The organism is Polaribacter butkevichii (genome assembly GCF_038024105.1).
GTDB classification, from domain to species: domain Bacteria; phylum Bacteroidota; class Bacteroidia; order Flavobacteriales; family Flavobacteriaceae; genus Polaribacter; species Polaribacter butkevichii.
The window spans coordinates 2,362,629-2,375,806 of sequence record NZ_CP150661.1 but is presented as its reverse complement, the minus strand read 5'-3'; the positions used below and the strand labels follow the sequence as shown (position 1 = coordinate 2,375,806).

At 31.2% G+C, this 13,178-nt stretch carries 11 protein-coding genes; 9 read left to right on the top strand and 2 right to left on the bottom strand.

Annotated elements, in window-relative coordinates:
• Nucleotides 1–61: 61 nt before the first annotated feature.
• The gene (locus WG951_RS10080) at nt 62–1,558 is read right to left on the bottom strand and encodes a PLP-dependent aminotransferase family protein (RefSeq protein WP_105049924.1); all 1,497 of its coding nucleotides are present in this window, start codon (nt 1,556–1,558) and stop codon (nt 62–64) included.
• Between the two features lie 67 nt (nt 1,559–1,625).
• On the opposite strand from WG951_RS10080, the gene WG951_RS10075 reads away from it, so the two are divergent.
• From WG951_RS10075 to WG951_RS10060, 4 genes are all read left to right on the top strand, one after another.
• Complete coding sequence (locus WG951_RS10075) at nt 1,626–3,449, top strand: TonB-dependent receptor plug domain-containing protein (RefSeq protein ID WP_105049925.1); 1,824 nt, start codon at nt 1,626–1,628, stop codon at nt 3,447–3,449.
• Between the two features lie 18 nt (nt 3,450–3,467).
• Complete coding sequence (gene bioB, locus WG951_RS10070; protein WP_105049926.1) at nt 3,468–4,550, top strand: biotin synthase BioB; 1,083 nt, start codon at nt 3,468–3,470, stop codon at nt 4,548–4,550.
• Between the two features lie 387 nt (nt 4,551–4,937).
• A complete protein-coding gene (locus WG951_RS10065) occupies nt 4,938–5,510 on the top strand; it encodes a hypothetical protein (protein ID WP_105049927.1) in 573 nt (190 codons plus the stop codon).
• A 21-nt stretch (nt 5,511–5,531) separates the two neighbouring features.
• On the top strand, nt 5,532–6,935 hold the full coding sequence (locus WG951_RS10060) for a flotillin family protein (RefSeq protein WP_105050615.1): 1,404 nt from the start codon (nt 5,532–5,534) through the stop codon (nt 6,933–6,935).
• Nucleotides 6,936–7,778: 843 nt separating this feature from the next.
• Here WG951_RS10060 and rseP read toward each other — a convergent pair.
• Nucleotides 7,779–9,125 (bottom strand): RIP metalloprotease RseP, encoded by a 1,347-nt coding sequence (gene rseP / locus WG951_RS10055; protein ID WP_105049928.1) that lies wholly within the window; start codon nt 9,123–9,125, stop codon nt 7,779–7,781.
• A 172-nt stretch (nt 9,126–9,297) separates the two neighbouring features.
• Between rseP and WG951_RS10050 the strand changes: the two genes are divergently transcribed.
• The 5 genes from WG951_RS10050 (at nt 9,298) to WG951_RS10030 (ending at nt 13,136) form a co-directional block, all read left to right on the top strand.
• Nucleotides 9,298–9,978 (top strand): SCO family protein, encoded by a 681-nt coding sequence (locus WG951_RS10050; RefSeq protein ID WP_105049929.1) that lies wholly within the window; start codon nt 9,298–9,300, stop codon nt 9,976–9,978.
• Nucleotides 9,979–10,029: 51 nt separating this feature from the next.
• Nucleotides 10,030–10,260, top strand: coding sequence for a FeoA family protein (locus WG951_RS10045; protein ID WP_105049930.1), 231 nt, complete (start codon nt 10,030–10,032; stop codon nt 10,258–10,260).
• Nucleotides 10,260–12,371, top strand: a complete 2,112-nt coding sequence (gene feoB, locus WG951_RS10040; RefSeq protein ID WP_105049931.1) for a ferrous iron transport protein B — start codon at nt 10,260–10,262, stop codon at nt 12,369–12,371. Before WG951_RS10045 ends, feoB begins: the two co-directional genes overlap by 1 nt.
• The gene (locus WG951_RS10035) at nt 12,287–12,484 is read left to right on the top strand and encodes a FeoB-associated Cys-rich membrane protein (protein ID WP_340914129.1); all 198 of its coding nucleotides are present in this window, start codon (nt 12,287–12,289) and stop codon (nt 12,482–12,484) included. Before feoB ends, WG951_RS10035 begins: the two co-directional genes overlap by 85 nt.
• Nucleotides 12,485–12,572: 88 nt before the next feature.
• A complete protein-coding gene (locus WG951_RS10030; protein ID WP_105049933.1) occupies nt 12,573–13,136 on the top strand; it encodes a DUF2911 domain-containing protein in 564 nt (187 codons plus the stop codon).
• Nucleotides 13,137–13,178 lie beyond the last annotated feature (42 nt).

The following is a 13,178-nucleotide window of genomic DNA, read 5'->3' as shown; positions in this document are numbered from 1 at the left end:
ATAGCAGGCAAAATTACGTTGTTAATATCTTAATCTTAGAAAAAAACTAATTTTTAAGAACTTACTCAGTTACCTTATTATAAGCACTTTTTAATTTTTTAATCACTGTTTCTATCTCTTCTAAATCTAAATGACCAAAACCAAAACGGATAGCGCAGGTGTTTTTATCCTGATAAAGAACTGTTTTGGGTAGAAATAAATCGTGCTTTTCTGCTTCTTCAGCTAGTTTGACCAAAGATATATGCTGCTGAAATTGTAACCAAATTGCTAATCCGCCAGCAGGAATTTCCCATTGTGCTATTTCAGAAAAATATTGCGTTAAGAGTTTACACAAACAATCGCGTCTTTGTTTGTAGATGATGATGTTTTTTTTCATCAAACGATAAATTTCACCTTCATTAATTAATTCGGATAACATTTGTTGCTGAATTAAATCGCCTTGTGCATCTAATAATTGTAAATAGTTTTTTGCTTCTGAAATTAAGTTTTCTGGTGCTATTACAAATCCTGTTTGAAAACTAGGGAATAATGATTGCCCTAATTTTCCTAAATAAATAACCATTCCGTTTACATCGGCGCTTGCCATTGGTAACATTGCAGAACCTTCGAACTGAAAATCGTAATCGTAATCATCTTCAATAATTGCAAAACCGTATGCTGCAGCTAATTGCATTAAAGCTAAACGACGCTCTACACTTAATTTAACCATGGTTGGGTAATCTCTATGCGCACATATATATATACATCTAATACTGCCTTTTATAAAATGTTTTCTAATATAATCTATATCTAAACCATTGGCATCTACCGGGATTGTTTTAATGGTTGCGCCTGCTTGCTGAAAAATCATATTGGCGGCATAATTACTTAATTGACCTACCAATACTACATCATTTTGTTTTATCAATAATTGAGAAACAATATACAAACTCATCTCTGTGCTACGTGTACTAATTAAGTTGTTGGGTTTGATGTGAAAACCTCTTGTTGCATTTAAATAATTAGAGAGCTGTGTTTGAAATAAGGAATAAGAAGATTCGTTAGCTCTATTCCATTTTTTTATCAATGTTTTTCGATTCATAGCCGCACTATACCATCTAGAAAATTGATGAACAGGGTGCAAACGTAAATCGGGTTTGCCGTCATTAATAATATACTTTGCATCTGTTAACTGCGTAGTTGATGCTAAATGAAATGATTTTTGAAATGGAAACCCTGTTGTTTTGGCGTAATTGTATGCTTGATTTATTTTTTGTGAAGTCGCTTTTATTTTTGCTGTTTTTAATTCTGGCTCTAAAATAAAAGTGCCCTTATTGGGTATGATTTCTACCCAACCTTGTGAGGCTAATTCTTCGTAAATTGCAACAGCTGTATTTCTATGGATTTTTAACAATTGACCAAATACGCGAGTTCCTGGTAAAAGAGTTCCTTTTGTTAAATAGCCACGTTGTATTGCATTTATAATTTGCTGTGCAACTTGTATGTACACAGGTTGAGGTATCGATTTGTCAAAATCAATTAATTGTTTAAAAAGTATATTAACCGGACTACCTATCATTTTAAAACTGGACTAGTTTAGTCGTCCGGAAAGTTACGACTTTTGCATGGTATTTAAATTACTATTTATGAAAATTAAAATTGCGTTAGTTAGCACCCTTATTTTTTCTGCTTTACAGATAAATGCTCAGGTAGCTCCTATAAAAAGAGACACTTTAAAAGAAATTGTAATTACATCTACTAGAATAGATTTGCCTTTTAAAGAGAATTCTAGAACGATAGATGTTATTTCATCCGAAGTAATAAAGAATAGTGCTGCTACAAATGTTGCAGATTTATTACAGCAAGTTGCAGGTGTAGATATTAGAAGAAGAGGAACTGCAGGTAGTCAGGCAGATTTATATATTAGAGGTGGAGGTTTCGATCAAACATTACTTTTAATTGACGGAATTAAAATGGATGATGCACAAACAGGACATCATACCATGAATGCCGCTTTACCTATTGAAGTTATTGAAAGAATAGAAATTATTAAAGGTCCTGCTGCTAGAGTTTTCGGACAAAATGCATTTACAGGAGCAATCAATATTGTTACTAAAAATAAATTAGAAGATACGGTTTCTGCAAATGTAGAAGCGGGGTCTTTTGGTCAAATTAATCGTTCTATTACTGTTGGCAAAGATTTTGAAAACACCTCTATTATAGCACACGCAGGTGTTTTACAATCGAACGGTTATAGAAATAATTCTGATTATGAAAATAAAAATTATTTCTTAAAAGGTGTTTTTAATAAAGAAAAGCAACCTATAGAAGTAATTGCTACTTTTTTTGATAAAAAGTATGGAGCAGAAAATTTTTATACCACCAATCCAGATTGGCATGAATATGAAGAAACTCAGAATAGTTTATTAGGAGTATCAACAACTTTTAGAACCGAAAAATTTAAAATTACGCCAAGAGTTTATTGGAAAAGAGGACAAGATATCTTTTTATTAAAAAGAGATGATCCTAGTTTTTTTAGAAACCTACATATTACCAATAAAGTAGGTGTAGAAACCAATGCGTCTTATACATCAGATTTAGGAGTTACCGGTTTTGGAGTAGATGTTTCTAGAGTTTTTATCAGCAGTAATAATTTAGGAAAAAGAAGCAGAACCATGGCTAATTTATTTTTAGAACATCGTTTTAAATTTGCTGATGACAAGTTAGATATTACACCAGGAGTTGCGGTTACTTATTTTTCTGATTTTAAGTTTCATGCGTTTCCAGGATTAGATATTGGGTATCAGTTTTCTGAAAACTTAAAAGTTTACGGAAACTTAGGTGTTACGTATAGAATACCAACGTATACAGATTTGTATTATAATGATCCAGGAACTATAGGAAATGAAAACTTAGAGCCAGAAGAAGCGTTTGCACAAGAAATAGGATTAAAGTATAACACAGGAAAATTTACAACTTCTGTTGCTCTTTTTAATAGAGATGCTACTGATTTAATCGATTTTATTAGAGAAAACACCACAATATCTAAATTTACTGCCACTAATATTGCAAAAGTAAATACCAAAGGTTTTGAGGCAAATGTAGATTATCACTTTAAATTAAGTGATTTTAAACAAACATTATCTTTTGGGTATACTTTTTTAGAGGATGATATTTTAGAACAGAATAAAGATTTATCTCGTTATTCTTTAAACACATTAAAACATCAATTTATAACTCGTTTTGCAAGTAGATTGTTTAAAAATGTAAGACAAAACATTATTTATAAACATGCAGAAAGAACTGTGGGTACAAGTTATAATGTTTGGGATGCTTCTATAATTGTAGCTATTAATAAATTTAGTTTTACGGTAACAGCTAATAATATTTTTGATGCAGATTATATAGAATCTGGTTTTGTGCCAATGCCACCAAGTAATGTGTTATTCGGTTTGCGTTATGCATTTTAATACATAAAAAAAATAGCGATGAGTGAAGTAAGGCATAATTGGACAAAAGAAGAGGTCTTAGAAATTTATAACAAACCCTTAATGGAGTTGTTGTACGAGGCAGCTACGATTCATAGAGAACAACATGATCCTAATGTAGTGCAGGTATCAACTTTATTATCAATAAAAACAGGTGGTTGTTCCGAAGATTGTGGTTATTGCCCGCAAGCAGCAAGATACCATACCAATGTAGAAGGTAATGATTTAATGACTGTAAACCAGGTAAAAGCACAAGCGTTAAGAGCAAAAGAAAGTGGAAGTTCTAGAGTTTGTATGGGAGCCGCTTGGAGAAATGTAAAAGACGGACCCGAATTTGACCAAGTTTTAGACATGGTGAGAACTGTAAATAAATTAGAGATGGAGGTTTGTTGTACGTTAGGTATGGTTACCGAAAATCAGGCTAAAAGGTTGGCCGAAGCAGGTTTGTATGCCTATAATCATAATTTAGATTCATCAGAAGAATATTACAAAGAAGTAATTTCTACAAGAGGTTATCAAGATCGATTAGATACTATAAATAATGTACGTAAAACAAATGTTACTGTTTGTTCTGGCGGAATTATTGGAATGGGAGAAACTGAGGTAGATAGAGCAGGCATGTTAGTTGCTTTGTCTACATTAAATCCGCAGCCAGAATCTACACCTATTAATGCGTTAGTTGCCGTTGAAGGAACTCCTCTGGAGGATGAAAAACCCGTTGAAATTTGGGACATGATTCGTATGGTAGCAACAACCAGAATTGTTTTGCCAGAAACGCAGGTTCGTTTATCTGCAGGGAGAACGCAAATGAGTAGAGAAGGGCAAGCAATGTGTTTCTTTGCAGGTGCCAATTCTATTTTTGCAGGAGATAAATTATTAACAACTCCAAACCCAGATGTAAATGAGGATCTAAAGATGTTTAAACTATTAGGTTTAAATCCGCAAAAACCATTTACTAAAAAAGTACAACCAGAAACAGTGTCTGCAGAGAATTCTAAATATCAATCTTTACAAGAAAAACCAAAATGGACTAGACCAGGCCATAAAATTAAAAGAAATGAAGAAGCACGACTAAAATCATAGAAGGTTGTTTTTAAAACAAGTTTGATGATTTTTATTCATGTTATTTTATGTAGTTAAGTAACGTTTTATTTGTATTGCATAATGAATTAAAAAGGGGAAGTAAGAAAAAGCTTTGACATATTTGTGTCAGGGCTTTTTTGTTTTTTAATAATTATTAAAAATTTTATGTAACAAAATTAAGTTTTAAACTACTTATAAGAGAAGCTTAATGATACTTAGTACTTTAATTCTATTCATTTTTGATGTTTATTAAAGTTTACACCCAACAAAATTGCGCTTTTTAAAGTTGGATAAAGTAAAAATGAGTTTCTCTTTAGAATGATAGAATAACGTGTTCTATTCAGTCAAAAAACTTTATATTTATTCACTTTTTTAAAACAAACTGCTATGATGGAATGGTTTCAAGAATTAACTACTTTCGAAAAGACCTATTGGGTAATTACCGGAATTTCTACATTTATGTTTTTGTTGGTTTTAATAACCACAATAATTGGCGCCGAAACAGATGATATTGGCGATGTAGATGCCGAAATAGACGCAGATACTGGAGCCGGATTTCAGTTTTTTACTTTAAAAAACTTAGTTGCTTTTTTTACCATTTTTGGATGGAGTGGAATTGCAAGTATGGATGCAGGAAACGCTACCGGAACCACCATTATGATCTCTGTGTTTTTTGGTTTATTGATGATGTTTGTAATGGCAGCATTATTTTATTACATCAGTAAATTATCTTCTAGCGGAACCTTAAAAATGAAAAATGCTCTAAATGCTATTGGTGAAGTTTATTTAACAATTGGTGCAAATAGATCTAAAACAGGTAAAATTCAGATTAAAATTCAAGGAGCTTTAAGAGAATTAGAAGCCTTAACAGATTGTAATGAAGATTTAAAACAAGGAAAAATAATTAAAGTAATAGAAGTAACAAATAACGGAATATTAATAGTAGAACCTCAAAATTAAAAAAAAGCTATGTTAAACTTTATGGTATTACAAGCCAGTCAATTTGCTGGATTAATCGGAATAGGAATTGCAATTCTCTTCGTTTTTATATTGCTAATTGCAATGGTAAAACGGTATAAAAGATGTCCGTCAGACAGAATTTTGGTTGTTTATGGAAAAGTAGGCGGAGGAGAATCTGCTAAATGTATTCATGGTGGAGCCGCATTTATCTTTCCAGTAATTCAAGATTATCAATTTTTAGATTTAACACCAATTTCTATAGAAGTAAATTTGGTAAACGCACTTTCTAAGCAAAATATTCGTGTAAATGTACCAAGTAGATTTACAATTGGGGTTTCTACAGAACCAGGAATTATGCAAAATGCTGCAGAAAGATTATTAGGTTTAGACCAAGACAGTATTCAGGATTTAGCACAAGAAATTATTTTTGGTCAATTACGTTTGGTAGTTGCATCAATGGATATTGAAGAAATTAACAACGACCGTGATAAGTTTTTAGCAAATATTTCACAAAGTGTAGAAACCGAGTTAAAAAAAGTCGGATTAAAATTAATCAACGTAAATATTACAGATATTGTTGATGAATCTGGTTATATAGAAGCTTTAGGTAAAGAGGCAGCTGCACATGCAATTAACGCAGCAAGAAAATCTGTAGCAGAGAAAAATAGAGATGGTTCTATTGGAGAGGCAAATGCGGTACAAGATGAAAGAACACAAGTTGCGGCAGCAAACGCACAGGCAGTAGAAGGAGAAAATACAGCAAAAATTGCCGTAGCCAATTCAGACTCGGTACGTAGACAAAGAGAAGCAGAAGCAGAACGTACAGCAATTGCATCAGAAAAGGTACAAACAGCAAACGCATTAAAAGAATCTTATGCTGCAGAGCAAGAAGCAGAGGTTGCCAGAGCAGAAAGAGAACGTTCATCTCAATTAGCAGATATTATTGTACCTGCAGAAATTGATAAACGTAAAGTAGAAATAGATGCAGAAGCAAGAGCGGAAAACATTAGAAGAATAGCAAAAGGAGAGGCAGATGCAATTTTATTTAAAGCGCAAGCAGAAGCACAAGGTTTGTATGAAGTTTTAACAAAGCAAGCAGCTGGTTTAGATCAAATTGTAAAAGCAGCAGGAAACGATTCTCAAAACGCAGCCTTATTATTAATTGCAGATAAATTACCAGAATTGGTAAAAACACAAGCAGATGCCATTAAAAATATTAAGATTGATAAAGTTACGGTTTGGGAAAATGGTGGAGGAAAAGATGGTAAAACATCAACATCTAACTTTATTTCTGGTATGTATAAAGCAGTACCGCCATTACAAGAAATGTTTAATATGGCCGGTATGGAGTTGCCAAGTTATTTAAAAGGGAAAGATATTCCAGCAGAGGTATCTGCAGAGATTATTGAGGATAAAGAGAACTAGTTTATTTAAAAATAGAAGTCTTAATTTAAACCATCATTCATGTTTTAGAATGATGGTTTTTTTTTGTAACTAATTTACTTTCTTGTTCTTAATGTTAAAGATGGTTGTAATAAGGTAGATTAAATAATCATTAAATAGGTATTACTACAGGTGTTTAAATAATTTGTTTTTAGTAGCTTGCGAGTGCTAAATGTAATTCTCCCAATATGAAAGCTTGTCCTAATTGTAAATCGGCATCTAGACATAGAATGAAAAGAAAGAATCTGGTTAAAATAATACCAGGTACAAAAGCATATGCTTGTGATAACTGTAATACACAGTACACTTGGTTTTCTCTTATCAATAGATCTTTTAAAGTGTAACAAAAATGCCTCACTATTTTAAAAATTGTGAGGCTTTTTTGTGAGCTATTTCCTAAATTAAATAACTTAATATCCTTTCTATTCTAAAAAAGAATAAATGAATTAGCGTTAATAATGTTTTTAAAAACGTATTTGTAAAGTGTTTATAGTTATGGTTTTAACCTTGTAAATAGGGGGATGTACCTATTAATTATAATATATAAATCAGGTAATCTAGAATATATTTATCCTTTACAATCTCACTAAATTTCAAGTGTCTAACCAATCAGTAATAATTATGAAAGCTTGCCCAAGATGTAAATCTGTGTCTAGGCATAGAATGAGAAGAAAGCCGATTGCTAAATTAATTCCAGGTGCCAGAGCGTATGCTTGTGATAACTGTAATACACAGTACACTTGGTTTTCTATAATTAATCGTTCTTTTAAAATATAAAAAAAGCCTCACTGGTATAGTGAGGCTTTTTAATAGTTTTTATTTTATTTAGTTAAATAACCTAAAAATATCGTTTCCGTTAGCAAAAAGTAACAATGCTATTAAAAGAATAAAACCTGTTACTTGAGCATATTCTAAAAATTTATCTCCTGGCTTTTTACCTGTAATCATTTCCCAAAGGGTAAATACAACGTGTCCACCATCTAAAGCAGGTATTGGTAAAAGATTCATAAAACCTAACATAATAGATAAGAAAGCTGTAATGTTCCAAAAAGATTGTGCGCTCCATTCGCTAGGAAAAATACTTCCAATAGAAATAAATCCACCTAAACCTTTATAAGCACCAGTACTTGGATTAAAAATTTTCTTTAATTGTTTTATGTAATCTGTTAGTGTTTTTACAGATTTGTTCCATCCTGCAGGAATTGCTTCTGCAAAAGAATACTCTATGTTTGCTAATGTGTAATACCCCAGTCTTTCTAAGTCTTTAGAAGGTAACTGTCCTAAACTAACACCTAATTTTCCTTCATCCGTAACTTTTACAGGTAGTTCTTTAGTTTCAATACCTCTTTTAACGGTTATTTTAATGTCTTGATTTTTAAATTTATCTAATTCTGTTTGCGCTTCATCAAAATACTTTATGATATTTCCATTAATGGCAACAACTATATCTTTAGGTTTTAAATCGGCACCTATGTTAGGTGATTCCGCAGCAACGGCTCCAATAATAAAAGGGATTCTTGGTTGTAAAATTAACCCAGCATCTTTACCTCTATCTACTAATTGAGAAATAAAATCTTCCGGAATTACTTTATCAATAATTTCTCCTTTTCTCTCTATTTGAAAATTATTTCCATTTACAAATCCAAGTGTTAATTCAGAGAATTTTTTAATTTTTTCTCCATCAATGGTAAGCACTTTGTCTCCTGTTTTTATGCCCAAATTAATGGCTAACGAATCTTGTACCCAAACACCATCTTTTACATTTTCGTTTGGTAAATATTTTTCACCATAAGTATACATTAACATAATGTATATAAAAATACCTAAAACAAAGTTTACAAAAACTCCACCTAACATTATAATTAAACGTTGCCACGCAGGTTTAGAACGAAATTCCCAAGGTTGTGCAGGCAAAGCCATCTGCTCAGTATCCATGCTTTCATCAATCATACCAGATATTTTTACATATCCGCCTAAAGGAATCCAACCAATACCGTAAACAGTATCACCAATTTTTTTCTTAAAGATTGAGAATTTATAATCAAAGAATAAGTAGAATTTTTCTACTCTTGTTTTAAACAATTTTGCAGGGATAAAGTGCCCTAACTCGTGCAATACAATTAATAAAGATAAACTTAAAATAAATTGCGATGCTTTTATTAATATTTCCATTCAGCGTTAAATCATAGTTAAAATGGTCGCAAATGTACGTTTTTAAAGAGAGTTGTAAAAGGGCTTATAGAACTTGATTTTTTATTTTAACAAAGATTTTACAAAGTATTTGTTTTTGTTTACTTTTCTAAGGGGGTTTTAAGTCGTAAATTTGTGCTTATAAACTTATTTTATGGAGTTAAAATTCTTTAAAAAATCGTTGCCAACGCTTATTTTTTTAATTGTTGTTTCGGCAATTACAATCCCTGTATTTTATCATTTATTAAAGGTTGATAATCGTCTTAAGATATACAATCCAGTAGATGTAAATCCGAGATTGGTAGATGAAAGCATGCTGCATATTCAAAAAAATCACACCATTGCAAATTTTAAACTCATCAATCAAAATGGTAAAATTATTACTAATGATGATTATAAAGATAAAATTTACATAGCAGATTTCTTTTTTACACGTTGCCAAACTATTTGTATTGCGATGGCTTATAATATGAGTGAGTTGCAAGCGTATTATAAAAACGATGAGGATATTATGTTTTTATCACATTCTGTAACTCCTGTTATAGATAGTGTTTCTGTATTAAGGGAATATGCAGATAGAAAAGGAGTTATAGATGGAAAGTGGAATGTTACTACAGGACCTAAAAAACACATTTATGAGTTGGCTAGAAAAAGTTATTTTGCGGTAACAGATGAAGGAGATGGAGATGAAAACGATTTTATACACACAGAACAATTTGTATTGGTAGATAAAGAAAAACGGATTCGTGGCTATTATGATGGCACCGAGAAAAAAGATATGGAAAAACTAAAAAAGGATATTGTTTTGTTAAAAGAAGAATATGCTTCTAAATAACTTGTTTAGACTCATTCTAAATTCTTATCTTTGCCTTCCAAATAAAATTCATTGAGCACAATAGCTACATTACGTAAGGGAGAGATTGGGTATATTTCTGAAGAGTCTTTAGATTTTATACCTTTAAAATTACTAGAAATGGGTTGTTTGCCAGGTGCTGAGGTTCAACTGGTTCAAATAGCTCCTTTAAAAGATCCAATTTATATTTGTGTAAACGGAAGCCATTTGGCCATAAGAAAAGAAACGGCTTCTAAAATTATAATCCTTAAAGCAAATTTGTAATGTCTAAAAATGATATAAAGGTTGCTTTAATAGGGAATCCAAATACAGGAAAAACATCACTTTTTAATCAACTTACAGGTTTAAATCAAAAAGTGGGTAATTACCCGGGTGTAACTGTTGATAAAAAACAAGGAACCAGTAAATTATCAGCAACTCAGAATGCCATTATAACAGATTTACCAGGTACTTATAGTATCAATCCTACTTCTATGGATGAAAGTATTGTTTTAAAAACATTACTTAAAAAAGACATAAAAGAATCGCCAGATGTTATTTTGGTTGTTGCAGATATAGAAAACTTAAAAAGAAACTTATTACTTTTTTCTCAGATTAAAGATTTAGAAATTCCTACAGTTTTGGCAATCAATATGGTTGATCAAATGCATAGAAAAGGGATTACTATTGATTTGTCTTTATTAAAAAAAGAACTAAATACAGAGGTTGTTTTAATAAGTGCAAGAAAAAATGAAGGAATTGAAGATGTAAAAGCAGCAATTATTCGTTGTCATGTGGCAGCAAAAGCATCTCCACTTTGTGGAATAGATCATAAAATAGATCCCGATTATTTTGCAAAATTAAAAGAAATTAGTCCTAATTACTCTTTGTATGAATTATGGTTAATGGTTACTCAGAATAATTATCCAGAGACTGTTACTAAAGAAGAAAAGGAAAAATTATTAGCATTTAAGAAAGACGTATCTAAGTTAAAAAAATATCAGCATAAAGAAACTATTTATCGTTATCAAGAAATTAATAAAATTCTAAAAAAAACATATATAGTTGATAAATCAAAGGCAACAGACTTACGTGGACAATTAGATAGAATTTTTACCCATAAGTTTTTTGGGTATTTTTTCTTTACCCTTTTGTTGTTGGTGATTTTTCAATCTGTTTTTGATTGGGCTTCAGTGCCTATGGATTTTATTGATGCTACTTTTGCTGAAATTGCAGATTTTGCAAAAAGTAATTTACCATCAGGAATGCTTACAAATCTCTTAACGGAAGGAATTATTCCAGGTATTGGAGGTGTCATTATATTTATCCCACAAATTGCCATTCTATTTTTATTTATAGCTGTTTTAGAAGAAACAGGTTATATGAGTCGTGTTGTGTTTTTAATGGATAAAATTATGCGACGTTTTGGTATGAATGGTAAAAGTATCATTCCGTTAATTTCTGGTACAGCCTGTGCAATACCTGCAATTATGGCAACTAGAACAATTGCCAGTTGGAAAGAGCGTTTAATTACCATTTTGGTGGTGCCTTTTACAACCTGTTCTGCCCGTTTACCTGTGTATGCTATTTTAATATCTTTAATTATACCCGATAAAAAAATCTTTGGTTTTTTAAACTTACAAGGTTTAGTTTTATTATCATTATATGCATTGGGTTTTGCCACAGCAATTATAGCAGCTTATATATTACATAAGACATTAAAGATAAAATCGAAGTCGTTTTTTGTGGTAGAAATGCCAAATTATAAGTTACCATCTGTAAAAAATGTATTTTTTGAAGTGGTAGAAAAAACAAAGTCGTTTGTTTTAGAAGCGGGTAAAATTATTTTAGCATTGTCTATTATTTTGTGGTTTTTAGCATCAAACGGATCAAGTTCTTTTGATAATGCAGAAAAAAATACAGTTGAAAATGTTGCAAATCAGAATTTATCAGATCAAGAATTACAACAAAAAATAGCATCTGCAAGATTAGAAAATTCATATATAGGAGTTTTAGGAAAAACAATAGAACCTGCAATTAGACCTTTAGGATACGATTGGAAAATAGGAATTGCTTTAATAACATCATTTGCAGCAAGAGAAGTATTTGTGGGTACTTTGGCAACTATTTATAGTGTAGAGGCAGATGATGAAAACACTTCTACAATTAAAGAAAAGATGCAATCTGAAATAAACCCAGAAACGGGTAAAAAAAGATTCAACTTTCCTGTAGGTATGTCTTTAATGGTTTTTTATGCCTTTGCAATGCAATGTATGGCAACTTTAGCTATTGTAAAACGTGAAACAAAAACATGGAAATGGCCACTAATACAACTTTTCGGTATGGGCTTATTGGCTTATGTGGCATCATTTATAACCTTCCAAATTTTAAGTTAATGCAAGAAATTATAACATATATAATAGTGGTGCTAGCTGTTGCTTTTATAGTTAGAAAATATATTTTTCCTTCTAAAAAAAAGAAAGGCTGTAGTTCTGGTTGTGGGTGTTAAAATTCTTTAACACAAAATTAGCTTCTTATCATTGTAAGGTTTTTTATTTTTGATGACTTAGTTTTTAATTATATTCTAAATTATAAAAATGAAAAAAACAATTTTATTAGTAGCCGTTTTTGCAATGGCAATGATTTCATCAACAGATGCTTTCGCTCAAAAATTTCCAAGATTAGATGTAAGCCCTATGGATGCAGCTACTTTTCCTAATGATTGGAAAAACTCAGACAAATTAGTAAAGGTTATTTATGGTAGACCACAATTAAAAGGTAGAGAAGTATCTTCTTTAGCTGCGGTTTCTGATAAAGGTGTTTGGAGAACAGGAGCTAACGAGGCTACTGAGATTACTTTCTTTAAAGATGTTTCGTTTGCTGGTAAAGCAGTAAAGGCAGGTACATATACTTTGTTTACAATTCCTGCAGAAAAAGAATGGACATTAGTTTTTAGTTCTGTTAGAAACGTTTGGGGGCATTATACCTATGATAAAAAAGATGATGTTCTTAGAGTATCAGCCAAAGTTTCTAAATCAGAGAAAACAATAGAAGCTTTTTCAATTGCTTTTGATAAAGCAAAAGACCATCAAGTAATAATGTATTTAGGATGGGGAAACACCGTAGTGTCTGTCCCTTTTAAAGAGGTTGTTTTAAAATAATAAGTTTTAGTGCTTGTGTTTTATAAGTGCTAGAATTGTTTT

Bases quoted from the DNA above. Each gene is read 5' to 3' on its own strand.
- WG951_RS10080 (WP_105049924.1), bottom strand. From the start codon at position 1,558: ATGATAGGTAGTCCGGTTAATATACTTTTTAAACAATTAATTGATTTT.
- WG951_RS10075 (WP_105049925.1), top strand. From the start codon at position 1,626: ATGAAAATTAAAATTGCGTTAGTTAGCACCCTTATTTTTTCTGCTTTA.
- bioB (WP_105049926.1), top strand. From the start codon at position 3,468: ATGAGTGAAGTAAGGCATAATTGGACAAAAGAAGAGGTCTTAGAAATT.
- WG951_RS10065 (WP_105049927.1), top strand. From the start codon at position 4,938: ATGATGGAATGGTTTCAAGAATTAACTACTTTCGAAAAGACCTATTGG.
- WG951_RS10060 (WP_105050615.1), top strand. From the start codon at position 5,532: ATGGTATTACAAGCCAGTCAATTTGCTGGATTAATCGGAATAGGAATT.
- rseP (WP_105049928.1), bottom strand. From the start codon at position 9,125: ATGGAAATATTAATAAAAGCATCGCAATTTATTTTAAGTTTATCTTTA.
- WG951_RS10050 (WP_105049929.1), top strand. From the start codon at position 9,298: ATGGAGTTAAAATTCTTTAAAAAATCGTTGCCAACGCTTATTTTTTTA.
- feoB (WP_105049931.1), top strand. From the start codon at position 10,260: ATGTCTAAAAATGATATAAAGGTTGCTTTAATAGGGAATCCAAATACA.
- WG951_RS10035 (WP_340914129.1), top strand. From the start codon at position 12,287: ATGGAAATGGCCACTAATACAACTTTTCGGTATGGGCTTATTGGCTTA.
- WG951_RS10030 (WP_105049933.1), top strand. From the start codon at position 12,573: ATGAAAAAAACAATTTTATTAGTAGCCGTTTTTGCAATGGCAATGATT.